26 protein-coding genes and 1 riboswitch are annotated in these 22,912 nt (G+C 44.2%); of the genes, 11 read left to right on the forward strand and 15 right to left on the reverse strand.

Annotation, left to right across the window (positions count from 1 at the left end; genetic code table 11):
• The first annotated feature begins 48 nt into the window (after positions 1–48).
• Genes phnC through phnE (BCV39_RS01080) form a run of 3 tightly spaced genes read left to right on the forward strand, consistent with a single transcriptional unit; the run spans position 49 to position 2,434 of the window.
• Positions 49–819 carry a phosphonate ABC transporter ATP-binding protein gene (gene phnC, locus BCV39_RS01070; RefSeq protein ID WP_048663776.1) on the forward strand — a complete coding sequence of 257 codons (771 nt, stop codon included), beginning with the start codon at positions 49–51 and terminating at the stop codon, positions 817–819.
• Positions 807–1,631 carry a phosphonate ABC transporter, permease protein PhnE gene (gene phnE / locus BCV39_RS01075; protein WP_102432017.1) on the forward strand — a complete coding sequence of 275 codons (825 nt, stop codon included), beginning with the start codon at positions 807–809 and terminating at the stop codon, positions 1,629–1,631. Before phnC ends, phnE (BCV39_RS01075) begins: the two co-directional genes overlap by 13 nt.
• On the forward strand, positions 1,631–2,434 hold the full coding sequence (gene phnE, locus BCV39_RS01080; RefSeq protein ID WP_048663773.1) for a phosphonate ABC transporter, permease protein PhnE: 804 nt from the start codon (positions 1,631–1,633) through the stop codon (positions 2,432–2,434). The genes phnE (BCV39_RS01075) and phnE (BCV39_RS01080) overlap by 1 nt, the downstream gene beginning before the upstream one ends.
• 133 nt (positions 2,435–2,567) lie before the next feature.
• On the opposite strand, the gene BCV39_RS01085 is transcribed toward phnE (BCV39_RS01080), so the two are convergent.
• The 4 genes from BCV39_RS01085 to glgC all read right to left on the reverse strand — a co-directional run bounded on the left by BCV39_RS01085 (position 2,568) and on the right by glgC (position 5,856).
• Complete coding sequence (locus BCV39_RS01085) at positions 2,568–3,362, reverse strand: HAD-IIB family hydrolase (RefSeq protein WP_102432018.1); 795 nt, start codon at positions 3,360–3,362, stop codon at positions 2,568–2,570.
• A gap of 109 nt (positions 3,363–3,471) precedes the next feature.
• On the reverse strand, positions 3,472–3,627 hold the full coding sequence (locus BCV39_RS01090; protein ID WP_004732998.1) for a DUF3012 domain-containing protein: 156 nt from the start codon (positions 3,625–3,627) through the stop codon (positions 3,472–3,474).
• Positions 3,628–3,879: 252 nt separating this feature from the next.
• Positions 3,880–4,236 carry a ribosome-associated translation inhibitor RaiA gene (raiA, locus tag BCV39_RS01095; protein ID WP_102432019.1) on the reverse strand — a complete coding sequence of 119 codons (357 nt, stop codon included), beginning with the start codon at positions 4,234–4,236 and terminating at the stop codon, positions 3,880–3,882.
• Between the two features lie 399 nt (positions 4,237–4,635).
• Entirely contained in the window at positions 4,636–5,856 is a 1,221-nt protein-coding gene (gene glgC / locus BCV39_RS01100) for a glucose-1-phosphate adenylyltransferase (protein ID WP_048659023.1), read from the reverse strand.
• Between the two features lie 399 nt (positions 5,857–6,255).
• Here glgC and ompW point away from each other — a divergent pair, with 399 nt between their 5' ends.
• On the forward strand, positions 6,256–6,897 hold the full coding sequence (gene ompW / locus BCV39_RS01105) for an outer membrane protein OmpW (protein ID WP_102432020.1): 642 nt from the start codon (positions 6,256–6,258) through the stop codon (positions 6,895–6,897).
• A 230-nt stretch (positions 6,898–7,127) separates the two neighbouring features.
• Here ompW and BCV39_RS01110 read toward each other — a convergent pair whose 3' ends face one another.
• Positions 7,128–7,847: an SDR family oxidoreductase gene (locus tag BCV39_RS01110; protein ID WP_010433036.1), complete on the reverse strand. Its 720-nt coding sequence runs from the start codon at positions 7,845–7,847 to the stop codon at positions 7,128–7,130.
• A 226-nt stretch (positions 7,848–8,073) separates the two neighbouring features.
• Here BCV39_RS01110 and BCV39_RS01115 point away from each other — a divergent pair, with 226 nt between their 5' ends.
• On the forward strand, positions 8,074–8,979 hold the full coding sequence (locus tag BCV39_RS01115) for a LysR family transcriptional regulator (RefSeq protein WP_102432021.1): 906 nt from the start codon (positions 8,074–8,076) through the stop codon (positions 8,977–8,979).
• A gap of 42 nt (positions 8,980–9,021) precedes the next feature.
• On the opposite strand, the gene BCV39_RS01120 is transcribed toward BCV39_RS01115, so the two are convergent.
• The gene (locus BCV39_RS01120) at positions 9,022–9,360 is read right to left on the reverse strand and encodes a helix-turn-helix domain-containing protein (protein WP_004741127.1); all 339 of its coding nucleotides are present in this window, start codon (positions 9,358–9,360) and stop codon (positions 9,022–9,024) included.
• A 105-nt stretch (positions 9,361–9,465) separates the two neighbouring features.
• Between BCV39_RS01120 and BCV39_RS01125 the strand changes: the two genes are divergently transcribed.
• Together BCV39_RS01125 and BCV39_RS01130 are read left to right on the forward strand one after the other, a co-directional pair.
• Positions 9,466–10,233: an SDR family oxidoreductase gene (locus tag BCV39_RS01125; RefSeq protein ID WP_048659026.1), complete on the forward strand. Its 768-nt coding sequence runs from the start codon at positions 9,466–9,468 to the stop codon at positions 10,231–10,233.
• A 132-nt stretch (positions 10,234–10,365) separates the two neighbouring features.
• The gene (locus tag BCV39_RS01130; protein WP_057623834.1) at positions 10,366–11,019 is read left to right on the forward strand and encodes a cupin domain-containing protein; all 654 of its coding nucleotides are present in this window, start codon (positions 10,366–10,368) and stop codon (positions 11,017–11,019) included.
• 75 nt (positions 11,020–11,094) lie between these two features.
• On the opposite strand, the gene BCV39_RS01135 is transcribed toward BCV39_RS01130, so the two are convergent.
• Complete coding sequence (locus BCV39_RS01135; protein WP_102432022.1) at positions 11,095–11,733, reverse strand: NAD(P)-dependent oxidoreductase; 639 nt, start codon at positions 11,731–11,733, stop codon at positions 11,095–11,097.
• A gap of 162 nt (positions 11,734–11,895) precedes the next feature.
• On the opposite strand from BCV39_RS01135, the gene BCV39_RS01140 reads away from it, so the two are divergent.
• Positions 11,896–12,792, forward strand: a complete 897-nt coding sequence (locus tag BCV39_RS01140) for a LysR family transcriptional regulator (RefSeq protein WP_048663766.1) — start codon at positions 11,896–11,898, stop codon at positions 12,790–12,792.
• A 131-nt stretch (positions 12,793–12,923) separates the two neighbouring features.
• On the opposite strand, the gene BCV39_RS01145 is transcribed toward BCV39_RS01140, so the two are convergent.
• Together BCV39_RS01145 and ribB are read right to left on the reverse strand one after the other, a co-directional pair.
• Positions 12,924–13,772, reverse strand: a complete 849-nt coding sequence (locus BCV39_RS01145; protein ID WP_102432023.1) for a hypothetical protein — start codon at positions 13,770–13,772, stop codon at positions 12,924–12,926.
• Positions 13,773–14,160: 388 nt separating this feature from the next.
• The gene (ribB, locus tag BCV39_RS01150; RefSeq protein WP_102432024.1) at positions 14,161–14,817 is read right to left on the reverse strand and encodes a 3,4-dihydroxy-2-butanone-4-phosphate synthase; all 657 of its coding nucleotides are present in this window, start codon (positions 14,815–14,817) and stop codon (positions 14,161–14,163) included.
• A 186-nt stretch (positions 14,818–15,003) separates the two neighbouring features.
• A riboswitch (FMN riboswitch) is annotated at positions 15,004–15,154 on the reverse strand.
• 374 nt (positions 15,155–15,528) lie between these two features.
• On the opposite strand from ribB, the gene BCV39_RS01155 reads away from it, so the two are divergent.
• Complete coding sequence (locus tag BCV39_RS01155) at positions 15,529–16,272, forward strand: phosphatase PAP2 family protein (RefSeq protein WP_102432025.1); 744 nt, start codon at positions 15,529–15,531, stop codon at positions 16,270–16,272.
• A 66-nt stretch (positions 16,273–16,338) separates the two neighbouring features.
• Here the strand turns inward: BCV39_RS01155 and BCV39_RS01160 are convergent, their stop codons facing one another.
• The 4 genes from BCV39_RS01160 to BCV39_RS23305 all read right to left on the reverse strand — a co-directional run bounded on the left by BCV39_RS01160 (position 16,339) and on the right by BCV39_RS23305 (position 19,436).
• Complete coding sequence (locus BCV39_RS01160) at positions 16,339–16,701, reverse strand: MmcQ/YjbR family DNA-binding protein (RefSeq protein ID WP_048659032.1); 363 nt, start codon at positions 16,699–16,701, stop codon at positions 16,339–16,341.
• A 69-nt stretch (positions 16,702–16,770) separates the two neighbouring features.
• Complete coding sequence (locus BCV39_RS01165) at positions 16,771–17,496, reverse strand: sulfite exporter TauE/SafE family protein (RefSeq protein WP_198591307.1); 726 nt, start codon at positions 17,494–17,496, stop codon at positions 16,771–16,773.
• A gap of 491 nt (positions 17,497–17,987) precedes the next feature.
• The gene (locus tag BCV39_RS01175; protein WP_102432026.1) at positions 17,988–19,193 is read right to left on the reverse strand and encodes an MFS transporter; all 1,206 of its coding nucleotides are present in this window, start codon (positions 19,191–19,193) and stop codon (positions 17,988–17,990) included.
• 15 nt (positions 19,194–19,208) lie between these two features.
• Positions 19,209–19,436 (reverse strand): hypothetical protein, encoded by a 228-nt coding sequence (locus BCV39_RS23305; RefSeq protein WP_240699548.1) that lies wholly within the window; start codon positions 19,434–19,436, stop codon positions 19,209–19,211.
• A 408-nt stretch (positions 19,437–19,844) separates the two neighbouring features.
• On the opposite strand from BCV39_RS23305, the gene BCV39_RS01180 reads away from it, so the two are divergent.
• Positions 19,845–20,459: a YitT family protein gene (locus BCV39_RS01180; protein WP_017065874.1), complete on the forward strand. Its 615-nt coding sequence runs from the start codon at positions 19,845–19,847 to the stop codon at positions 20,457–20,459.
• Between the two features lie 152 nt (positions 20,460–20,611).
• Here BCV39_RS01180 and sigZ read toward each other — a convergent pair whose 3' ends face one another.
• A complete protein-coding gene (sigZ, locus tag BCV39_RS01185; RefSeq protein WP_102432027.1) occupies positions 20,612–21,211 on the reverse strand; it encodes an RNA polymerase sigma factor SigZ in 600 nt (199 codons plus the stop codon).
• Complete coding sequence (locus BCV39_RS01190) at positions 21,195–21,491, reverse strand: metalloregulator ArsR/SmtB family transcription factor (protein ID WP_004733042.1); 297 nt, start codon at positions 21,489–21,491, stop codon at positions 21,195–21,197. The genes sigZ and BCV39_RS01190 overlap by 17 nt, the downstream gene beginning before the upstream one ends.
• 233 nt (positions 21,492–21,724) lie before the next feature.
• Between BCV39_RS01190 and BCV39_RS01195 the strand changes: the two genes are divergently transcribed.
• Positions 21,725–22,825: a permease gene (locus tag BCV39_RS01195; RefSeq protein WP_102431865.1), complete on the forward strand. Its 1,101-nt coding sequence runs from the start codon at positions 21,725–21,727 to the stop codon at positions 22,823–22,825.
• Positions 22,826–22,912: the final 87 nt, after the last annotated feature.

Consider the following 22,912-nt stretch of genomic DNA (forward strand, 5'->3'; position numbering starts at 1 on the left):
CGCGGGTAGGGCATAGATCATTCTAAAATTCGCACAAGGAAATGCAGTATGGCCGTAGCAAGCTATGAAGGAATAAAGATAAACAACCTTTTCCACGAATATGTGGCAGGCAAGCCAATCCTTAAAGGCATTAATATTGATATCGATGAGCCAGGCATCATCGCGATCATTGGTCCATCTGGTACCGGTAAAAGTACGCTTCTGCGCTGTATCAACCGCCTTAATGATCCAAGCCAAGGCGAAATCATTTTTGATGGCGCAGACCTGACTCAATTAAAAGGCCAAGCGCTACGTAAACAACGTCGACACATCGGCATGGTGTTCCAAGAATATAACCTCGTGGAACGTTTAACGGTTATCGAGAACGTGTTAAGCGGCCGTTTGGGTTACATGACGGCTTGGAATGCGTGGCGTCGTAACTATTCTCCACAAGACTTAGCAAAAGCGTTCGAGTTACTTGAATTTGTAGGCCTACAAGACTTTGCAAACCAACGTGCCGACAGTTTGTCAGGCGGCCAAAGACAGCGTGTCGGTATCGCTCGCGCAGTCATGCAAGACCCATATATCTTATTAGCGGATGAACCAACGTCATCACTCGACCCGAAAACCGCGGTTGAGATCATGGAGCTGATGGAAACTTTCGCCGAGCAGAAGAACATCCCTGTGTTGGTTAACATCCACGATGTCAACTTAGCCAAGCGTTACGCCAAACGCATCATCGGCATGTGTAATGGCAAAGTACATTACGACGGCAGCCCTGAAGGCATTTCAGAGGAAGATCTAAAAATCATCTATGGGGGTGAATCATGGCTGGATTAACCCCAAGCTCATCGCCAAGTGCATCGTCAAACCAGTCGCCAGCGAAGCATGAAAACCCGTTCAAAACCTCATGGACTAACCGAGCAATCATCGTTGCGATAGTTGCGTATCTGTTTTACAGTTTCTCAACGTTAGGGCTGACTTTTGATCGTTTGGTCATCGGTTTTGGTGAGAGTGAGCGGTTACTATCAAGAATGTTTCCGCCAGATTTCTCGCGTACTAATCTACTGCTAAGTGGCTTAGCAGAGAGCTTACAGATAGCGATCATTTCGAGTTTCTTCGGCATCATCATTTCGCTGTTTCTTGGCTTACTTGCTGCAAGAAACATGATGCCTTCGATTGTATCGACACCTATTCGGGGCTTTATCGCACTGTGTCGCTCTTTTCATCCAGTGATCATCGCAATCTTGTTTGTGAAAGCCGTGGGTTTTGGTGCCCTGGCTGGGATTCTGACCTTGGTGTTCGCATCGATTGGTTTTATTGCCAAGCTGTTCGCAGAAGCGATTGAAGAGATCTCTTTCAAGCCTGTTGAAGCGATTAAAGCGACCGGCGCTAGCTTCATCAGTGTGATTCTGTATGCGGTAATGCCGCAGGTGTTTACTCGTTTTATTGGCTTCGCTAGCTACCAGTTGGACTCGAATTTACGTAACTCAACTATGGTGGGCATCGTTGGCGCGGGCGGCCTTGGTGGGACGTTATTCTCGGCATTCCAACGTTTCGACTACGACTTTGTCGCTGCTATTTTGATAACGATCATCGCGCTGATTCTTGTAGGCGAATTCCTTTCCAACATTGTTAGGAGAATCTTCTAATGACAACTGCATCTATTGATAGAGAGTGGCAGCGTTTTACACCCAACGAACGTGTGGCTCGATTTGCCGTTTACCTTAGCCTTGTGTGTGCCATCGTTTGGTCTTGGCAGACGGTAGAAGTGATTCCTGAGTTCCTTTATGACGCCCCCGCCCAGTTTGCGGATATGTTCGAGCGCATGGTGCCAATGGACTATGGTTTCTACCCTGAGTCGATTCACGCGGCGATGATTGAAACCTTACACATCGCGACATTAGGCACACTGTTTACTTTGGTGTTTGCGATCCCTTTGGCGTTGTTAAACGCACCGAACATTACACCTAATAAAGCGTTGAACTGGGTTGCTCAATTCTTCCTTGTGTCTTCACGTTCAGTGAACTCACTAGTGTGGGCATTACTGTTTATCGCACTATTTGGCCCCGGTGTTCTCGCAGGTATCATGGCAATTGCAATTCGCAGTATCGGCTTTGTAGGGAAGCTGTTAGCGGAAGCCATTGCCGAAGTGAACATGGGGCCTATTGAAGCTTTACGCGCAACAGGCGCTTCGTGGATGAGTATTCTTCTGAAAGGGTATTGGCCACAAGTGATGCCCGCATTCTACTCAATTGTACTGTTCCGTTGGGACATCAACGTGCGTGAATCTGCGGTATTGGGCTTAGTGGGCGCTGGTGGTATTGGCGTAGTGCTCAACGATGCGCAGAACCTTTTCGAGTGGCAAAAAGTGTCGATGGTATTGGTGAGTATTTTTGCTGTGGTTATCATTGCAGAAGCTGTAGTGATCCACATTCGCAACAAACTCATATAGACAATATTTTGTGTGAAAGTTAAGAGCTTATCTAGCATTTTGAAGCTCAAACGACCCTAGGTACTTCGGTCTACCTAGCGGTCGTTTTTTTATGTTGTTTGAATGGACAGAAAGCTTGTTTAGAAGGGGATGGTTAGCTTTTCGCTGTCTCACTTTTAAGCGTCAGCAGTAAACCCACAAATTCTGCAAACCCATAACCACCCGGTTGTGACATCACCTTGCTTGGATGATGATCTAGCTTATCCCAATAATGCTCAATGTTAGCCACGCCAACGGTGAGCGGTAGTGATTCGAACATCTGTTGATCATTCATTGAATCGCCGACATAACACGCTTGCTTGTGGGTTTGTTCAAGCGATAGGCCTTTACTCGAAAGGAAACGGTGCACGGCGTTTTTCTTTGAGTGCTCGCCATACCAAGCATTGATATGAATCGAACTTGCTGTCGCGTGTGCGCCTAAAGCATGTATTCTTTCGAGTACCGCTTGCACTATTTCAGGGTCAACAGGTTGACGGTTTTGGCCGATATCAATCGCGACCTCACACAAGCGGTAAGATTGATCCAAAGTTAGGGATAGGTCTGGGTAACTCTGCAAGATCGATTCAACTTCTTGTTTGAGCTTGGCTTGATTCTGGCGCACTTGTTCTAGCGGCGTTTCAGATGAGAGTTGTAATGCACCATCTTGTTTCTCTAATAAGAAGGCGCCGTTCTCTCCAAGCACGGCGTCTACAGGCCATAGTTGTGCAATATGATCACACCAACCAGCACAGGCTCCCGTTACTGCGACCACTTTAATTCCGTTATCTCTTAGCTTTTGTAACGCAATCAATGTTTCTGGAGGGAGTGAACCCTGCCAAGTGAGCGTATCATCAACATCGGTTAATACCCATTCGATGTGCTTCCAGTTATTGCCTAGTTGGTGTTCCATCCTCAAACTCACTTATTCGGATCTATTGTATTGCGTGGAGTGTTCAGTTCGTTGTTAAATGTCTTCCACTCAGTGCTACTAAGTGTTGTTAATTAACGCTTAACAGTGATTAGAAAACACAGTGCTTAGCAAAATCACCGGCTTCATTGGCAGTCCAGTCGCCTTTCGGCTTTTCTTTCATATCTGTACACCAAGCTTCACTGCCCACTTCTGTACAAGCCATCAGTTGAGTCGCTAGAAATAGAATTAGCGCGATTTTTTTCATAATAAACATTCCTTTATTGTCTAAATTTCTACTTATCACTGTATCAAATACCGCTAGCGATTGTTATAGCAGCCAGCGACATAAGTTTGTTAAAACGATATAGAGTTGGGCTTATTTCTAATATAGGAAGCGAAGGTCGGTGGTCGGAAAAATCAAGGAAATTGATGTATAGATCGAAAAAGCCAGCAACATGTGCTGGCTTTGAAATTCTTTTGCGCTGCTATTATTGATTAGCGAGCTTCTACTGTGGAGTTATACCAACTTCATCTCTTGGATGATGTCTGAAGCAATCTCTGGCTTCGTACTTGTTGGCTTCTCGTGTAGGTCGGCTTTCAATTGTCCCTTACGGTTACTTAGGCCTGCTTCAAGTTTCTTGAGTGCTGAAGCGATAGCTGGATACATAACGTCATCTGTAGCTTTTGCGTTTACACGTACACCTTCGTAGTTGGTGAACACTTCAACCTGATATTGGCTGTGTTCTTTTGTAATGATGATGTCGCAGCTAATCAGTGATGGAAAATGGTTTGATATCTTTTCGAACTTACCTTCGATGTCTTTACGTGAGTCGTCGTTAATTGATACGTGATGTGTTTGAACGTTTATTTTCATAAATCATACCTTTCCAATGACTGTGTCATTTAAACGTAGCAAACATCGGATAGATTCACCAATAGAGAAAGTACACATGTGTGATTAACTTCAGTGTTATCAAATAATCTCCCCTTACTCCCTTGAAAGTCCGATTAACTGATCGCATATTATGTTTCGTGAATTTCAAACGTGTTTAAAAATCCCTCATCTTTGAAGTATTGCTCTAAGCCTTCTATAGGACTTAGGCTTTATCGCCTCAATCAAACATTCTTACGAATTCTTATTCTAGCCTTGTTTTATAAATCTCTTTCAACGCGGGATGAATTTAGGTTTTGGTTAAGGTTATTTCGAATGATAATAAGACAGCGAACTCGCTGCCTTTTCTCGTTTAAATAAAAGCTATTCCAACGTCAAAGATTACTCTTCAAATTGATAAGAAGAGGGCACCACAATCACGCCTTGTTTTGATATATGGAAGCGTTTGGCGTCGGCAAGGCTATCAACACCGATCTGGGTTCCGTCAGGCACTTTGACGTTCTTATCGATGATGCAGTTTTGTATGTGGCAGTTTTTTCCAATCTCAACATCTTCAAACAGAATACTATCAATCACAATCGCGGCATTGCTGACTTTCACTTTTGGGAAGAAGATAGAGTTTTGCGCCGAACCACCTTCAATCACAACACCATTGGCGATCATCGAGTTGATGAATATCCCTTGGTTACCTTCGACCGAAGCAATGGTTCGTGCGGGCGGCAGTTGTGGCTCATAAGTGCGAATAGCCCAATCCGGTTGGTATAAATCGATAGGCGAGGCCGGTTTCAACAGATCCATATTCGATTGGTAATAAGAGTCGATAGTACCAACATCTCTCCAGTAAGCATCTTGCGTCACACGTCCTTCCTCATCACCAAACTTATACGCGTAAACGCTGTTATTGCCGACTAACTTAGGAATGATGTCTTTGCCAAAATCGTGGTTTGAGTCTGGATCTTCTGCGTCTGCCAATAATGCCTGTGTTAGTACTTCTTTATCAAAGATGTAAATCCCCATTGAAGCCATGCTTCGAGTTGGTCTACCGGGTACGCACGCGGGGTAACGTGGTTTCTCGGTAAAGTTATTGATTTGTAGAGACTCGTCTATTTCCATCACACCAAACTCTTTGGCTTCGTCAATCGAAACCTCCATGCACGCCACGGTCAGGTCAGCCTCGTTCTTTTTGTGCTGCTTGAGCATTGGCGCGTAATCCATGCGATAGATATGGTCGCCGGATAACACCACCACATGTTTGGCTTCACTACGAGAAAGCAGATACAAGTTTTGATAGATGGCATCGGCAGTGCCGCTGTACCAGCTATCACCGGTTCGCATTTGTGGGGGAACATTGGTGATGTATTCGCCGAGCTCGGGGTTAAGCACCGACCAACCATCTCTCAAATGTTTTTGCAATGAGTGTGATTTGTACTGAGTCAGCACCAAAATTTGGCGTAACCCAGAGTGTAAGCAGTTCGCGAGAGTGAAATCGATGATTCGATATTTGCCACCAAAGGGGACCGCAGGTTTTGCGCGGTTATCGGTGAGGGGAGAAAGCCGAGAGCCAACACCGCCGGCCAGAACGATTGTTAGAGTGTCTTGCATGGTCAGAACCTCAATGTATTTATGATTATGAACATAGACTTGCAAGCACTAAGCCAAATGTAACTCATTGAATATTAAACAAGGAGGGGATATTTCTTGTTGGATTGCACTAAATTGATGCGTACGGGATGTTGGCTTGCTCTATTTTGATCCAAAGATATCTGAGCAAAGTGACTGGGTTGGATTAACAAAATGATGCACGGAAAAGTCGCATTACAAAACTGTCAATAAAATGAAGGAATAAAGTGATCAGGTCGATATAAATTTACATAAATAATCATAACTTTTCACAAATTGATTTCCATCAATAAAGTAGGGTTATTGTGTGTTACCTTGCACGCAAAATAAGAAATGATTACTCATTCACCAATAATATGAAGCCCTCAAAAGGAAATTATAATGAAAAAAACAGTATGTGGTATTGCGGTTATTGCGGCTCTTATGTCAACCAATGTTCTTGCTCATAAAGAAGGTGATTTCATCATCCGTGCAGGTGCAGCAACAGTATCTCCAAACGACAGCAGCGGTGACGTTCTTGATACAGCTGGAGTTAAATTCGGTGTCGATTCTAATACTCAACTTGGTTTGACCTTCGGTTACATGTTTACCGACAACATCAGTTTTGAAGTATTGGCAGCTAGCCCTTTCTCTCATAACATTTCAGCTACTGGCCTCGGAGACATAGCAGAGACTAAACACCTACCACCAACGTTTATGGTTCAGTACTACTTTGGTCAAGCGAACAGTGATTTCCGTCCTTACGTAGGTGCGGGTATCAACTACACTGTATTTTTCGATGAGTCACTAAACCAAGGAGCGAAAGATCTAGGCTTAAGTGACTTATCTCTTGATGATTCTTGGGGCTTAGCGGCAAACATTGGTATGGACTACATGATTAATGAAGACTGGTTCCTGAACGCATCAGTTTGGTATGCAGATATTGGTACTACAGCAAAATATAAGTTTAATGGTCAACAGTTCAAAACAGACGTTGATATCGACCCATGGGTATTCATGGTTGGTGGTGGTTACAACTTCTAATCCACATATTCAGTTTACAAAAGGCGCTCAAGCACCAGCCAGCTTGGGCGCTTTTTTCTTTTCATCGACAACCTCACGATGAACGTAAGTAAATCACGTATGAGTAAAAATTGATGTGGCGATTGCAATTATAGTTACCACTAAAACAAAAGCGCTACGACTTGTTAAGTAGTGGCGCTTTTTTAGTTCATTGCTTATTTCATCGCCGATTTAGTAGCGATAGCAAAGGCCTATGGCTGCTGCTTAGTTGGTGCCAGAGCAATTTCACGGATACATACGTTCTGTGGTTGTTGGTAAGCGAATGATACCGCGCGAGCAATATCGTCAGCTGCCAATACGCCGCCCATGTCTTCTTTCCAAGAATCGTAACCGTCTTTGATCTCTTGAGATGTTGTGTGAGACAGAAGCTCAGTCTCTACAGCACCCGGTGCGATAGTCGTAACACGAACATTTGAAGCAGCAACTTCTTCACGAACGTTTTCAGAAATAGCGTGTACCGCGAACTTAGTACCACAGTAAGCTGCGTGGCTTGGGAAAGTTTTCTTACCCGCAATTGAGCTGATGTTGATGATAGTACCTGTGTTGCGTTCCATCATCGGAGCAAGTACAGACTGCATGCCGTTTAGAAGACCAATGACGTTCACGTCGAACATTGTCTTCCACTCTTGAGCATCTTGAGTATCGATTTGACCAAGAAGCATTGCACCAGCGTTGTTGATAAGCGCGTCTACAGGGCCAAATTTCGCTTCACCTTGTGCGATTGCTGCATCAAAAGACGCTTTGTCTGTCACGTCTACTTTTACTGATAGAGAGTTTGGTAGGTTCAGTGCTTCAAGGCGGTCAACACGACGAGCTAAAAGTAGCAGAGGGTGACCTTCATCGCTTAGACGACGAGCGATTGCTTCACCAATACCAGAGCTTGCACCTGTAATTACGATTAGTTTTTTCATTTTATTTCCTCTGTACTTTTATTGCGTCGGTTGGCTACGACGTGTTGTTTAAGTGCATTCGAATCAAGTGCTTGTTGTCTTGCTTCGTTGCGATGGAGGTATATTAAGGAAAATAGCATTGTTGATATATAGCGCTTTACTTGAAACACTGTTGCTGTGGTGCAACAATGAGCATGTGCTCTCTATTACTTCATCATCTTAAAATCTCACAACTAAGCTGGCGACCATGCTCAATCAAATTAACCTGTCTGATATTCGTTCTTTCGTGCTTATCGCTCGTTTAGGTAACTTCACTAAAGCAGCGGAGGAGCTTGATGTGTCGCGCTCCCACGTATCACGCCAAGTGAGTAGCCTAGAAAAGCAGATGGGCGTGACGTTGTTTATCCGCACTACTCGAACCTTGAGATTGACGCACGCAGGGCAAGATCTGTACGCGAGATGCGAACAAGCCTTAGATAATATAGACCAAGCTCTGATTGCTGCTGTGGACGATGTTGAAGAAGTACGTGGTGACATAAAAGTAAACTGTGTAGGCGGTTATCTTGGTGAAGTAGTCATTGCGGATCTGGTCAATGAGTTCATGCAGCTTTATCCAGATATCAGCATAAGCCTTGATTTCAGTAGTAACCGAGTTGACTTGATTGAAGACGCGTTCGATATCGCTTTTCGCATGGGAAGCATAGAAGACGCGGGCTTTATCGCAAGAAAGCTATTAGACATCGAGATGGGAACACTCGCGAGTCCAGAGTATTTTGCTCGCAAAGGAAAGCCTAGTCACCCCAAAGACCTTATCCATCATGATTGCTTAACCGGCTCGGTGCGTAAGTGGAGCTTTCAAGCTCTGGACGACACTAAGAAAACGGTCGATGTGCATGTGACGGGCAGGCTGCAATGTAAAAATGGTCGAGTGTTGGTACAAGGCGCGAAGTCGGGCAACGGAATTATTCGTGTGCCAACCATCTATTGCTTACAAGAACTGAACGACGGGCAGTTGCTTCAAGTATTTGAAGAATGGGTGGTGCCTAAGGTCGACTTTTCAGCGATCTACCATCGAGACCGCTATCAACCAAGCCGGATTAGAACCTTTATTGATTTTGTGAAAAGTCGCTTTGAACAAATGCCAGTGAGCTAATCGTGCTTTCTGTATTTTGCTAATAGTGTGACCGGCTTGAGCTTACATCTCGTCGATTTCGTTTTGTAGGCTTTCTAGTTGATCCAGAATCAGTAAGAACTTCTCACCAAAGGGTGTCACTTGGTATTCCACTCTTGGTGGCAGTTCGTTGAACATTTGCTTATCTAAAATCCCAAACTCTACATTTCGCTTTAAACATTCATTCAAGACCTTGGTCGATAACCCTTCGACCGAGCGTACCATTTCACCGGGACGATTGATGCCATTTGCCAATAATTGGTAAACCGTGAGCGACCATTTACAACCGTAGATGGTCTCTACCATGCGAGCGGAACGCTCTGGCGCTGATTTTCTTGAAAAAAAGTTTTCCTGATTTTTCATAAAGATGTACCAATAAGTACCTACCTAACCGATTTGTACTTACTATTCATAGTGTTAGTTCAAAGCCTAAGATTACCACGTTCACATGACTTAGGAGATAACAAAATGAACTTCACTAAAAATGGTATTGCAGTAGTAATCGGTGGCACAAGTGGTATGGGCTTTGAAACAGCGAAGCAGTTAGTCGCTCAAAATATCCATGTGCTAGTTGTCGGCAATAACCCAACTAAGTTAGATAAAGCAGTATCAGAACTTCAATCACTAGGCCACGCTACTGGCTGGCAAGCTAATCTTTATGATGATGCAAGTGTGTCGAATCTTATTGCGCATCTAGAGTCACTTGAAGAGGGTATTGGTTACCTTGTTAATGCCGCTGGCTACTTCAACCCAAAAGCGTTTATTGAGCACCAAGAGTCAGATTACGAGCAATACATGCAACTTAACAAAGCAACCTTCTTTATCACTCAAGCTGTCAGCAAGTTGATGATCAAAAACGGTGGCGGAAACGTGGTAAATGTCGGTTCTATGTGGGCGAAGCAAGCGATCAAAGCAACCCCATCTTCTGCGTATTCAATGGCAAAGGCAGGACTACACGCTTTAACGCAACACATGGCAATGGAACTTGCGGACCACAATATTCGTGTGAATGCAGTGTCTCCAGCAGTAGTTAAAACGCCGATCTACGAATCATTCATTAAGCCGGAAGAAGTAGATCAAGCGCTAGAAGGCTTCAACGCATTCCATCCTATTGGTCGAGTGGGTCAACCGAAAGACATCGCAAACAGCATCTCTTTCTTACTGTCAGACAGTGCAGATTGGGTAACGGGCGCAATCTGGGATGTTGATGGTGGCGTGATCGCTGGCCGCAATTAATCAGGATTCTTTTTAGGTGGCTGTCGCGCAGGCAAAATAGTAGCGAGATGGCCTCCTTGATGAGTATTCGCGTAGAATAGAAGCTAGAAAGACAATCATAATTAAAACAATATTTAGAGTAAGGTCGTCATTATGCTTAACATGGACTTTTCAAAGAGATTGGTTATCGAAACCGATAAACTAGATTGGGTTGCAAGCCCTGCCAAAGGAGTGTGGCGTAAGCCCCTAGAAAGAGAAGAGAAAGAATCAGGTCACACGACTAGCGTGGTGAAATACGACCCTCAATCTTCATTCTCCGAACACCCACATCCGCAAGGAGAAGAGATCTTCGTATTAGAGGGTGTATTTTCTGATGAAACTGGAGATTTCCCTGCGGGCACTTATATCCGTAATCCCCCGGGCAGTGCGCATTCTCCATCGAGTAAAGATGGCTGCACGATCTTGGTTAAGCTCAACCAGTTTGACGCGAGAGACTTAACTCAAGTTCGAATCAATACGCTAGAAACGGAGTGGCTTCCGGGCATTGGTGGCTTACAAGTCATGCCACTGCATGAGTTCGAGCACGAACATGTCGCTTTAGTGAAGTGGCCTGTTGGCGAACGTTTTCAGCCGCACCGTCACTTTGGTGGAGAAGAGATCTTTGTGTTGTCGGGCACTTTCAAAGATGAACACGGCGTGTACCCGAAACATACTTGGATGCGTAGCCCTCACATGAGCGAGCATTTCCCTTATGTGGAAGAAGAGACGGTTATCCTAGTGAAAACGGGTCACTTGCCATTGGATTAAAGGAATGCTCAATATAAATATGAGAAAGCCGCATTGTTTTGAACAAGCGGCTTTTTTAGTTTTTATATGAATTGACTAGTAAGCGACACCAATACGTTGGCGCGGGAACTTGCCAGCTTCGAGCTCATCAATCATCGCGATAGCGTAATCGCTGACTGAAATTTTGCTGTTGCCATCTTCGTCGGTGAGCAGCTGGTCGCCACCAGTACGGTAGGTCGATAGTTTCTCACCCGGGAATATTTCTGCTGCAGGGCTAACAAACGTCCAGTTCACTTCGCTGTTCGATTGCTTGAACACTTCAAGAGCTTCACCCTGTGCTAGCGCTTCATTTTTATAATCCGCAGGGAAGTCCGGAACGGTCACTAGCGGTACGTTTGGCGCCACTTCTAGTGAGCCTGCACCACCAACCCAAAGTAGGCGCTCGATACCAATGCTCGGTAATGTTGCCAGCAATTTAGCCGCAGTATTTTTTACGATTTCGTGATTACCCAGAGTACGTCCGCCAATCGAAGTAATTACTGCATCAACGCCGGATAGTGCGTTTGCTAGACTAGCGGCTTCATCTTGTAAATCAAATGAACGAACTTCAATGCCCTTGGTTTCCACGCGGTCTGCATCTCTTACAACAGCAACTACGTCGTGACCACGAGATTGAGCTTCTTGAGCGATGTGACTACCAATCCAGCCTGATGCGCCTAATACTGCAATTTTCATAATGTCTCTCCAATTATCTAATTTATTGAGTCGTTTTCTCGACAGCCATTGCAGTCTAATAGCTCACTAGGTTGCGATAAATATCGAAAAATGATGTAGATTGTATCTATATATTGATCTAATAAGATTCGATTAGCTGCTAAACAGCTCAAGGAGAGTGTGATGGATAGGTTGACGGCAATGCGTAGCTTTGTCGAAGTTGCGAATTGTGCCAGCTTCACCCAAGCGGCTGAGCATTTGGACATGAGTCGGTTGCAGGTTTCACGTCATGTTCAAGAGATAGAAGGGTGGTTGAAGCAGAGGCTATTACATAGGACGACTCGAAAGGTGAGCTTGACGGCGGCAGGGGAAATCGCTCTGCAGCGCTGTGAGAAAATCCTCCATGAGACCGCTGAGCTAGAAGTTACTTCACTCAATCAAACCGATGATCTTTCCGGAACCATTCGAATTGCTGCCCCCATTGGTTTAACTCAGCACATGTTGTTGGATGTGGTCGAACAGTTCACCGACCGCCACCCTAATATCACGGTCGAACTGTTTGCCTCAGACCGTTTTACCCAGCTAGTGGATGAAAGGATCGATATTGCACTTCGCTATACGGATCAACCTGACGATAGTTTGATTGCACGAAAGCTAATGGTAATTGATTCAGTAGTGTGTGCCTCGCAAGCCTACTTAGACAAACATGGTGAACCTGAAACGGTCGAGGCGCTTCGACAACACAATTGTTTTCGTCACTTGAATGTTTCTAAGTGGGATTTTGTTAAGGATAACCAGCACTATTCGGTTGAGGTGTCTGGCACCATTAAGGCTAACGATGTTGGGGTGCTAACTCGCGCCGCACAGCACGGAAAAGGGGTGGTTCGTTTACCTTGTGACTTAGCCAATCCACTGATCGCTAATGGCAAATTGATACGCATATTGGATGATTTTGTTTCGCCAAGCAGCGTTCTTTGGGCGGTGTATCTATCTCGCAGTTACCAGCTTCCGATTGTTCGTCAGTTCATTGATTTTGCGGCACAAGCTTGGGCTAGCGATATCAAGTCTGGTGATGTTTGAAACTTCATAGGCAATGATACATAGCGATAGAAATTTAAAAGCCCATAAATACAAAAATCCGATATCAATGGTGATATCGGATTTGAACTCAATAATTAAGAGTTCCAGCACGCTCTCCTCTCACGAAGTCTTTACATGTAATGATGTACGGATAATCGAGTATTTATCACCTTTTCGTTGATGTCTGGTAAAGGCTGATACAAGCTTCTCGTAATGTCGGATAATACTTGGTCGTATACTTGGGACACGACGCTAGAGATATCACTGGTTAATTCGTACATGCTATCTACTGGTTGGATCGCTTCAGTGCTTGATGCGATCTCGGTAAGTGCATGCATCGCACGTGTACAAATGGGTGACCCACTGCTGATAGGGCAGATAATCGATAATTGGTTGAGTTTACGGTGTGTCTGAGATGCGTAGAATTTGAATCTCGCATACTCCTCAGGCTTCTCCATATCAGGTATGCACATTCTCAGCTTGGTCAAGATCTCCATGCAGTCTAAGATCTGTTGCCAATTCATGTGGTATTCACTACTCATGTCTTCTCGCTCAGACTGGATCAGCCAGATGATCATCACTTCATCCATCAAGAACATGCTGTGGCGAATTGTTTTGCCATGAATCGATTGGTTACGCACCAAGCTGCGGTTTTGCCAGTCGCTGTGCATGGCAATGAGCTTAAGGTGATAGATGCGATACATAGGGCGACTATCAAACGAAACATGAGATTGAAGCAATTCAGAGACCTCAAGTATGTTGTCGTAAATCTCGTTCACTTTACGAATCGAGTCGCTAGACAATTTATACGCCAGAGCGTAATGCGTTGCAGCGCGATGTTTACGTGATAACAACAATAGCTCTCTAAGTAGAACTAAGGTTTCAAACCTGTGTGATAACGCAGTTTGTCTCTTCCTTGAGAAATGAAACAGGGCTGCAAGTACTAATAGGGATAAACCCACTGAAATAACTACAAACATATTCAACTCCTAACATTTGTATACCTACTTAGTGGTAGTGCAGACACCGTGCCAAAATAAATAAGTGTTATATTTCATTGATTTATGTTTTTACTTTAATCATGGATGATCAATCATGGTGCATGACTTCACCATTCGGGTGAATGTTTCTCATATTTTGCAGGATTTTTTGAGAGGTTACGCTTTTCTAACGATTAGGTTGGGGAGGTTTCGATAAGTAGAGACACTTTGACGATCCACCTCTGGCTTGTTTCAAGCTGCAGAAATTAGAAAGGCCTCACCCCTTATATGCTTTTACTATAAAAAGCAGTAAGAGTGAGGCCTTTCAGTGTTCATTTCGCAGTGTAGTTACCTTAACTGCTAAGTGTTCAGCATTGAGGGCTAAACGTTATGCAAGCTTAAGGTCGAACTCGTTGCGGTACATCACCATATCTTCAATGGTCAGTACTGGCATGTTGTGCAGTTTACCGAAAGCAACGATCTCTGGCGCTTTTGCCATTGTGCCGTTTGGGTTGGTGACTTCACACAGTACACCTGCTGATTGAAGACCAGCCATTTGCATCAGATCCACAGTACCTTCTGTGTGACCGCGGCGAGCAAGTACACCACCTTTGCGAGCACGCAGTGGGAATACGTGGCCAGGGCGAGCTAGGTCAGTAGGCTTAGCTGTTGGGTTTGCAGCTGTTTTGATCGTTGTTACACGGTCAGCGGCAGAAACGCCTGTTGTTACGCCAACTTTTGCTTCGATAGTGACAGTAAACGCAGTTTGGTTTGTGCTGTTGTTATCAACAACCATAGGTGGAAGTTCAAGTTGGTTTGCTTGCTCGTCAGTTAGACACAAGCACACGATGCCGCTGCATTCACGGATCATAAGTGCCATTTGAGCATTGGTTAGGTGTTCTACTGAGTAGATGATGTCGCCTTCGTTCTCGCGATCTTCATCGTCAAGTAAAAGTACGCCACGACCTTCGCGTAGGGCTTGCAGTGCGTTTTCAACGCGAGTGATTGGTTCGCCAAATTCGGCAAGTAGTGAAGACTGATTCATGGTTAAACTCCTAAAATATCACCAGAATCAGGGCTGCATGAGGGATCTCAACCGAGCACGACAAAGCCGACTCATTATAAGTCGACCTTAGCTCATTATGGTTTTATCCAAAACGAAATGCACCCTTTCGAGTTGGAGGCATGAACCCAATAAATGAGTACGCCTTTCCAACTTAAACGAGTGTGTTTCCATTCTCTCTCATCCGGACTATAACCGTCGGCTCTGGCATCTCACCAGATCTGCTGACCTCGACGAATCGAGCGCTCGCGGGCTTATCTTTAGATTTTGCTAAGGACATACCGCCGGTGGGGAATTTCGCCCCGCCCTGAGAATAAAAATTAATAATCTGTTTTGCTTTGAAAGCAGACCAGATGGTAATCCTTTCAATAGTGGATTTAAAGGACTGACAGCAAAGTTTTTCAGATTTTGGCCTGTTAACCCGGTGAGTGTTCACTTTATCAGCAGAACACAATACCGTTGTGTTTAGTGCGGTACAGCTGGTCTTTGGTCGGTTTTACTGTCGGTATGCGTATAAGTGGATGGCAAAGGTTATTGATGATCAAATCATTGTTCACCGAATCAATGGCAATAATCTCCAATAGCCGAATAATGTTACGTCATGACGTCTTACTGACCGTTTTTACATAAAATTGATATTGACGATGCTAAGCTGCGATAGCATCCGACCACTTTATCTAAAAGATCTTAGCCATGACTTCTCTGTTCTCTAACAAATCCAAAGGCTTATTACTGCTCGTTCTAAGTCTGTATTCTCTCGTTCCCTTTCTGATCTTTGGATCTCATTTCGACCTTGGAAGTGCAGTTCTGCCTTTCTATGGTGCTGTGATGACATTTGTGACTTACTCTGCGGGTAATCAGGGCTTCCTAATCACACTCGCGGTACTTTCTTTATTGGTGTTGACGCTAAAGTTCTCAAAAGCAAAGTTAGTCAGCCTTTGTCTGCAGCTCGGTGTCTTGTTGGTATTAAGCTTTGCAGCGAAGACATTTCTCAAATCATCAACAGAGAGTCCACGCCCATATACTGAGTATTTGGTTACCCAAGAAGTAGTTGAAATGCCAGAGCTGTTTTATGAGCTGCCTTTGGTAGAAAAAAACGCCGCGATTGAATCTGTGCAAGATAAGGTCAGCGATTGGAGAACTCGTCATTGGTTGGGTGAAACGGACTACTCTTTCCCGTCTGGACACATGATCTTCGTCGGTGTGTGTTTGGCATTCTTTGGCGGATTGTTCCTAGAGGCGAAACGCTTTTACCTAGTCGGCGGTTTGTTGGTTTGGGCTGGTGGTGTCGCCTATAGCCGTGTTTGGCTTGGTATGCATCGACCTGAAGATTTAGCGGCGTCTATCGCCTTTGCGGGGTTAATTTATTTATTGGTGCCACTGATTCCAACGAAAAAGATAGAACCTTTATTGCCGCAGTTATTAAGAGAGTCTTAAGGTTTTAAGAGCTGCCTAAGTTTTTAAGATGTGCATAAATCTATATTTAACAAGCAGAAATTCTGGTTACTGATTGAGCCCGAGTTCTGCTTGTTTCTTTTTGGTTAAACCTAAGGACACAATTCGGTGTGACTCTGTGAGGTAGTATTTCAGCTCCTCATCCCTTTCTGACGTGCTCTCAAAAAGCTGAATCCATTTCATGCCACGCGAAGCAAAGTAGGGCGCGGGTTTATAGCCCGGTTCTTCTTTGAGAAAATCGAAATTCTGGTCGGACGCTTTGAAGATAAACGCAGGCTCATCTTTCGGCCCCCAACCTCCAATGGCAAACACTTTCCCTCCCACTTTCCAAACGTGAGAGTTATTCCACTGCATCACATAGCTGGTGGCGGTTTGTGATTCACAGAATGTATTGAACTCATCGTATGTCATAGAACGCCCTTTCAATAGTTTGGTGGTGGATCTGTGTGTTTGTTGTTTTATCGATGTTTCTGCTTCGAGTTAGCCAGCTAAGCCTTGCCAAATGGCAGTAAAGCCGCTGATAAAACATAGCAACAAAGAGCCGATACGTATCTTTTCTTTAGGAATGCTTTGCGTAGTCAATAACGCCACTTTGTAACCCAACCAAGCCGCAGGAAGCAACGGGATTGTGATGATCAAATGGTGCACAGTGAAGAAGCCAATCGGGATCTGTACCAGTAATGAAATGATAGAACTAAACACAAAAAACGCAGAAAGGTTACCACGAAGCTGATTGGCATCTTGGTGTTGAAGCAGTAGTGCCATTGGCGGCCCACCAATGCCTGAACTGGTACCGAAGAAGCCTGAGAAGAACCCCGCGATGCCCATTTTGGCAGGCGTCGGTTCTAACCTAAACGGAAGTAAGCTAACAATCACGGCAAATACTACCAATAAGCCTAACCACAGTGACAAAACGCTTGTTGATACCATTACCAACAAAGTCCCGCCAGCCAATGAGCCCGGAATTCGGCCCAATAGTGCGATTTTCAATCCGCCAATAGAGATATTTGCTCGGTGTTTAAACGCGTTGAATACAGAAATGAAAAGACCAACAAGACAGATAGGCGCGGGTACATAGTCAGGCGAGACCAAAAACAATAACGGGGCAGCCACAATAGCCAAGCCAAAGCCGATTGCGGTTTGCACAAACGAGCCGACAAAAATGAGTGCCATCGCGATAAGAGCGGTCTGATCTATGTATTCCATAAGCCTGCGGATAAGTTCTAAAGGAGCGAACGAATACTATAAAGTAAAACAGCAGGAATAGTCTTATTATTCAGTGAGGTTTATGCAAGTTTCGCTAGGGGCTATTGAACTTTCGTGGTTGAATTTTGTTCGAGATAAAATCGTTTTAGGCGCGGCGAAGAGTATGTGGCCTAGTCATTCTAAGCAAATATTCTTCAACAATGCATAAAACGATTTTAGCCGAACCCTTCGGGCAGCATTTGTGGTTCATTTCTACTGCGTTATCGGCTTTTTATGTAGGCTAGCTACACGTCAAACCCTCTGCCTAGTATAAACTTCCCACAAAGTGCTGCAAAAGCCAGCTCGAAAGGTCAACAGCCCCTAATTATAATTTCGATTTCAACGGCCAATAAAAAAGAGAGTGAATATCTCAGGATGTGCTCCTTTCAATATCCACTCTCTTATTGGATTGCTTATCGATTTTCGCTGGTGGGGGGAGTCAGCGTTAAACGTTAAGCCATTGCCAATTTCAGTCGCTCAATCGGCTTGTCATTGATTGGTAAATGGATAAGCGCTGCCGCAAATGCAAGTACTACGGTTGACCACCAGATTGGCTCGTAAGAACCGTAGTAATCGTAAATACGACCGCCAACCCAAGCGCCTAAGAAGCTACCCACTTGGTGAGTAAAGAACACCAAACCGTACAACGTCGACAGGTAACGAGCACCAAAGATCTGGCGAACTAAACCAGACGTTAGCGGAACTGTACCTAACCAGCAGAAACCAATCGCCGCACCAAAGATAGCAGCCGTTGACTCCGTTACTGGTAGAGTTACAAACGCACCGATAACCACAGTACGTACTAAGTACAGTGCGGACATAACGTGGCGTTTGCTGAACTTATCGCCCATTACACCCCAGAAGTAAGACCCGAAGATGTTGAAGATGCCAACGTAAGCCAGTGCCATTGCTGCGCTGCTCGCCGGTAGGTTTTTGTCTGCTAAGTAACTTGGTAGGTGCGTCGCAATGAACATTACGTGGAAACCACACACGAAGAAGCCCGCGTGAATTAACCAGTAGCTTTTGTTCGCAAACGCCTCAGACAGTGCTTCTTTTAGTGTCTGAGTGTCTTCTACTTGTTTATTGGTTGCCGATCTCGGCGCTCGCATAAACAGCGCAAAAGAGATCATGAAACAACAAAGTACGCCAAATACTTGCATCGCACTCTGCCAGTCAAATTCGTTCAACATGTATTGCGCGCCCGGAATTACCGCGAACATACCAAATGAACCTGCTGCTGTGGTTAAACCAAATGCCTTCGCTGCGTGCTCTGCAGGTACTACTTTTGCTACGGCACCTAATACGATCACATAGCTCGTCGCACTTAACCCAAGGCCAACGAGTGCGCCTAGTGAAACGTAAAGCATACTCGATTCGGTAGAAATTGAGGTAAGAAGTAAACCCAAACCGTAAGCACATGCACCAGCGATAATGATGCGTCTTGCTCCCCATTTGTCAGCAGCCATACCAACAAAAGGTTGGAACATACCGAACAACAGGTTTTGTAGCGCAATCGCGAAGCTGAAAAACTCTCGACCCGTGCCGAAATGATCTGAAATTGGCATCATGAAAATGCCGAATGATTGTCTGATCCCTAGACTGATAATAAGTGTGCCGATCCCAAGCCATACCAGTAAAGGAAAACGGAAAATGCTCATTCTAATACTCTTAAATTAATGGTGGTGATGTGAGTGGTCTTGCGCTGACATGTGTTGGTCAGTCATCTCATGGTGATGTTCGTGCCCAGAATGCTCATGAGCTGACTGCTGGTGGCATCCACTGCTTATGGCATGTTGAGCTAGAAGATCAATCAATGGCTGACTGTGATGCACAATGACCAAACTAATGACGAGAAATAGTGTCATTCTGGCCAGTTGGGCAAAAAGAGATTGTGAAAACATACGGTGTTTACATGCGCTCAATGTTGTAAGAAGTCGCGCATCATAATGACGAGTGAGGTATGTATCAAATGACCATTTGTGATTTAGTCTATGCGTTTTATGCATAGATCTATGCATGATTTTATGCGTCGTTAGAATTTGGGCGAAACGTCACCAATAAATAGGAAAACTCGAAGTTTGCTGGTTAATAGATAGAAGTATGTAATTAAGCATTGAATTCCAAATGCAAGATCGTAACTGTCTGTTTAATTGAAGATTTCAAAAAACTGTAAAAACTAATATACAAACTAATCACTAATCAACATTGGCCATTCACTCGACTTATCTGTCAAACATCGTAAATTTGGGCATAAATCGTTTCAAAACTACTGAAACGCGATGTTAAAAGATTCAGGGAGAGTCATTCACATGGATAAAGATCATAACCTTCGCGAAAACTTACTGGCACTGATCTTAGGTAGCGCACTGGTTTCACTCGGCGTTATCTTTTTCAACCAAGTCGGTTTGCTCACCGGAGGCACGGCTGGTCTAGCGATCTTCATTACCAAAGTAACAGACCTAAGCTTTGGCCAAGTGTTCTTCGCACTTAACTTACCTTTCTATATTTTGTCGGTTGCTCGTATGGGCTGGCGCTTCACCATCAATACCTTTATCGCGGTTTCGATTGTTTCGTTCGCTGTGGATCACTTGTATCACGTGATTCAGATTGCCGAAATTCATGCATTGTATGCAGCTTTACTTGGTGGTGGCTTGATTGGTACCGGCATGCTGGTGATCTTCCGTCATAAGATGAGCTTAGGTGGCTTCAACATTCTGGCGTTGTTCTTACAAGAACGTTTTGGAATTCGAGCAGGTAAGGTTCAGATGGCATTAGACTGCACGATTGTTGTGCTTTCTCTGTTCATTGTTGATGTGTCATTGGTTCTTCTGTCTGTGCTTGGTGCGATAGTCACCAACTTGATTCTAGCGATGAACCATAAACCGGGGCGCTATCAACCGGTCGTAAAAGCGGAAGCGGCGTAGTTCGGTTCGCTTAAGTACTAGGTTCTCTTAAGCTCTAGATTTGTTTAAGCAAAGAGTGATTTTCAGATTATGAAAACAACAAAGCCAGCATCAATTGCTGGCTTTGTTCTATTTAAATAACGGGTTTGAGTTAATTACTATCAGTACTTTTATTAGCACTTACCGCAATCAGCGTCCGACTTAAGCTCACAATCAATCACATTGCCTTGCTTATCCAGTGACAAGTTACAGCACTGTTCGAATAAGTTCTTAAGATCCCCACGACTTTTCTGAACACGAGACTTAACAGTTGAGTAGCTAATTTTTTGAGCCTCTGCGATCTCTTTCTGGCTTTGGCCTTTGATGTCGACAGCAAGCAGTAATGATGAACTTTGTTCTGGTAACGCCTGAATAAAGGGTTCAATACATAATGAAAGCTTCTGCTTGAACTCAGAATTGTGGTCTAAATCGGTAAACCAAAGATCTTCAGCATCAATTTGGCTATCACGTTGTTGTCGAGCGTGCTTACGGTATAAGTCGATGATCGTGTGATTGGCTAATTGGAATAGCCACGACTTTACGCTGCTCGCATCTTGTACCTTATCTAAGTTCTGATAAGTCTTAATCAAGATCTCTTGAAGCAAGTCGTCTACATCGGCGGTGTCGTTGACCTTAGAATGCAAGAATGACTTTAACGCTTGCTGATACTCAGCCCAAACCTGTTCTAAGTTCAAAGATGCTCTATTCAAAGGTGCATCAGTTACACTGTTCATTTACGCAACACTCGTCTTGTAAGAAATCAATCACACCTTCTAGGCACTCATACTCTGCTACACAGAATAGGGTTCTTCCTTCTCGTCTTTGGCTGATGAGGCCTGCAGACGCTAGGCTTGAAATGTGGTGAGACAAGGTGGAACCAGGGATACCTAGCTCTTCTTGTAGGCCGCCGACTGCAATGCCTTGGTAGCCAGCTTTAACGACACTCTTATAAATAGTTAGGCGAATAGGGTGTCCCAACTCTTTAAGTGCTTTCGCTACGACTTCTAAGTTCATATTAACTCCTCAAGATTTAATTTCGATATTAGTCGAAATGTGGTCTAAATACAAATGTAAAGACCGTAATTTATTAAATCATTGAAAAATAAACTTTTTGAAAATTATTTCGATTTTTATCGAAGTAAAACTTGATCTGTTACGAGATATTTCTATAATTCGATAATATTCGAAATTAAGGGTTGGTTACTTTTCTCATAGAGTCCGGCCTTCAATCCAGTTTGGAGTTAATTATGAGCAATGAAATGTTAACAATGCTAAAAGACGCACTTGATATGTTCGCCTTCTTAGCAGTAGAGCTAATCATCCTTTTCTTGGCGATCAGCTACATTGTTGGGATTCTGCAAGAGTTTCTTACGCCAGAAAAGATTCAATCGATTCTGAGCTCGCGTAACGGCAAGGGTTATGTGGTTGCAGCGCTACTAGGTGCGATTACGCCTTTCTGTTCATGTTCGACGATTCCTTTCCTTAAAGGGTTGCTGCGTGCACGAGCGGGTTTTGGGCCAATGATGGTGTTCCTATTCGGTAGCCCACTATTGAACCCAGTGATCATTGGTTTGTTCGTGATTACGTTTGGTTGGCAAGTCGCTGTGTTCTACTTCTTAGTCGCAATGACAGTATCGGTAGTCGCAGGTTACGCACTTGAGAAGCTTGGCTTTGAGCGTTACGTAAAACCTGAAGCGTATGAATCGACAGGTTCTGCTTCAAGCTGTGGCACTAGCTGTGGTGATTCTGCTCCTAAGAAAGCAGCGCCAGCGAAGGCAGCGTCTTCATGTGGTACAAGTGCATGTGGTGAACCTGCACCAGTAATGGCAAAAGAAACATCTTGCAGTGATTCGAAAAAAGAAGAGCCACAAGTGACCGTTTCATGCTGTTCAGCAGATGGAAGCGCAACTGCTGAAATCGTAGAGAAGAAAGAGCCTAGCCGTTGGATGAGAATTTGGTTCTCAACTTGGAAAGACTTCAAACAAGTTTTCCCTTACCTAATGATGGGTATTGCGATTGGTTCATTTATCTACGGCTTCATTCCTACAGACCTAATTGCACAGTATGCTGGCGAAGGTATGTGGTATGCGATTCCAGTAGCAGCTGTGATTGGTATCCCATTGTACATTCGTGCTGAAGCGGTAATCCCATTAAGTGCAGCTCTGGTACAAAAAGGTATGGCGCTAGGTTCGGTAATGGCATTGATCATTGGTAGTGCAGGTGCAAGTTTGACAGAAGTTATCCTGCTTAAATCAATCTTCAAGAACCAAATGATTGCAGCATTCCTATTCGTTATCCTAAGCATGGCGATGGGTGCAGGCTTCCTATACAGCTTTATCTTTGGTTAATCAGGTCTGATTCCTAGATAACTCCATTGATAGCAAGATATAGATAATAAAAAAGAGCTCACTTAGTTGTAATGCCAGTCAGTTAAG

This window comes from Vibrio sp. 10N.286.55.E10, assembly GCF_002872555.1.
Classification (GTDB): Bacteria; Pseudomonadota; Gammaproteobacteria; order Enterobacterales; family Vibrionaceae; genus Vibrio; species Vibrio crassostreae.

Coding starts and splice junctions, on each gene's coding strand:
- phnC (WP_048663776.1), top strand. CDS start 49: ATGGCCGTAGCAAGCTATGAAGGAATAAAGATAAACAACCTTTTCCAC.
- phnE (WP_102432017.1), top strand. CDS start 807: ATGGCTGGATTAACCCCAAGCTCATCGCCAAGTGCATCGTCAAACCAG.
- phnE (WP_048663773.1), top strand. CDS start 1,631: ATGACAACTGCATCTATTGATAGAGAGTGGCAGCGTTTTACACCCAAC.
- BCV39_RS01085 (WP_102432018.1), bottom strand. CDS start 3,362: ATGGAACACCAACTAGGCAATAACTGGAAGCACATCGAATGGGTATTA.
- BCV39_RS01090 (WP_004732998.1), bottom strand. CDS start 3,627: ATGAAAAAAATCGCGCTAATTCTATTTCTAGCGACTCAACTGATGGCT.
- raiA (WP_102432019.1), bottom strand. CDS start 4,236: ATGAAAATAAACGTTCAAACACATCACGTATCAATTAACGACGACTCA.
- glgC (WP_048659023.1), bottom strand. CDS start 5,856: ATGCAAGACACTCTAACAATCGTTCTGGCCGGCGGTGTTGGCTCTCGG.
- ompW (WP_102432020.1), top strand. CDS start 6,256: ATGAAAAAAACAGTATGTGGTATTGCGGTTATTGCGGCTCTTATGTCA.
- BCV39_RS01110 (WP_010433036.1), bottom strand. CDS start 7,847: ATGAAAAAACTAATCGTAATTACAGGTGCAAGCTCTGGTATTGGTGAA.
- BCV39_RS01115 (WP_102432021.1), top strand. CDS start 8,074: ATGCTCAATCAAATTAACCTGTCTGATATTCGTTCTTTCGTGCTTATC.
- BCV39_RS01120 (WP_004741127.1), bottom strand. CDS start 9,360: ATGAAAAATCAGGAAAACTTTTTTTCAAGAAAATCAGCGCCAGAGCGT.
- BCV39_RS01125 (WP_048659026.1), top strand. CDS start 9,466: ATGAACTTCACTAAAAATGGTATTGCAGTAGTAATCGGTGGCACAAGT.
- BCV39_RS01130 (WP_057623834.1), top strand. CDS start 10,366: ATGCTTAACATGGACTTTTCAAAGAGATTGGTTATCGAAACCGATAAA.
- BCV39_RS01135 (WP_102432022.1), bottom strand. CDS start 11,733: ATGAAAATTGCAGTATTAGGCGCATCAGGCTGGATTGGTAGTCACATC.
- BCV39_RS01140 (WP_048663766.1), top strand. CDS start 11,896: ATGGATAGGTTGACGGCAATGCGTAGCTTTGTCGAAGTTGCGAATTGT.
- BCV39_RS01145 (WP_102432023.1), bottom strand. CDS start 13,772: ATGTTTGTAGTTATTTCAGTGGGTTTATCCCTATTAGTACTTGCAGCC.
- ribB (WP_102432024.1), bottom strand. CDS start 14,817: ATGAATCAGTCTTCACTACTTGCCGAATTTGGCGAACCAATCACTCGC.
- BCV39_RS01155 (WP_102432025.1), top strand. CDS start 15,529: ATGACTTCTCTGTTCTCTAACAAATCCAAAGGCTTATTACTGCTCGTT.
- BCV39_RS01160 (WP_048659032.1), bottom strand. CDS start 16,701: ATGACATACGATGAGTTCAATACATTCTGTGAATCACAAACCGCCACC.
- BCV39_RS01165 (WP_198591307.1), bottom strand. CDS start 17,496: ATGGAATACATAGATCAGACCGCTCTTATCGCGATGGCACTCATTTTT.
- BCV39_RS01175 (WP_102432026.1), bottom strand. CDS start 19,193: ATGAGCATTTTCCGTTTTCCTTTACTGGTATGGCTTGGGATCGGCACA.
- BCV39_RS23305 (WP_240699548.1), bottom strand. CDS start 19,436: ATGTTTTCACAATCTCTTTTTGCCCAACTGGCCAGAATGACACTATTT.
- BCV39_RS01180 (WP_017065874.1), top strand. CDS start 19,845: ATGGATAAAGATCATAACCTTCGCGAAAACTTACTGGCACTGATCTTA.
- sigZ (WP_102432027.1), bottom strand. CDS start 21,211: ATGAACAGTGTAACTGATGCACCTTTGAATAGAGCATCTTTGAACTTA.
- BCV39_RS01190 (WP_004733042.1), bottom strand. CDS start 21,491: ATGAACTTAGAAGTCGTAGCGAAAGCACTTAAAGAGTTGGGACACCCT.
- BCV39_RS01195 (WP_102431865.1), top strand. CDS start 21,725: ATGAGCAATGAAATGTTAACAATGCTAAAAGACGCACTTGATATGTTC.